Source organism: Streptomyces sp. SID11385 (genome assembly GCF_010548245.1).
Taxonomy (GTDB): domain Bacteria; phylum Actinomycetota; class Actinomycetes; order Streptomycetales; family Streptomycetaceae; genus Streptomyces.
On sequence record NZ_JAAGLR010000618.1, the window covers coordinates 1 to 201 of the forward strand.

Here is a 201-nt window from a genome sequence, read left to right on the forward strand (position 1 = left end):
GCGGGCGGCGGCGACCCGGCGGGCGACCTCGGCGAAGCTCTCGCCGCCGCCGGTGGGGGCCGCCTTCGCGGAGGCCAGCCAGGCGTCCAGATCGGCGCCGTACCGCTCCTTGACCTCGCCGAACGTCAGGCCCTCCCAGGCGCCGAAGTCCGTCTCGCGCAGCCCGTCCTCGATCCGGACCTCAAGGCCCAGCCGGGCCGC

Annotated in this window: 1 protein-coding gene; it reads right to left on the reverse strand. The window is 77.6% G+C overall.

Annotation, left to right across the window (positions count from 1 at the left end):
• Positions 1-201: histidine phosphatase family protein (locus G3I42_RS18640; protein WP_203606999.1), on the reverse strand; the 201-nt coding region annotated here is incomplete at both ends.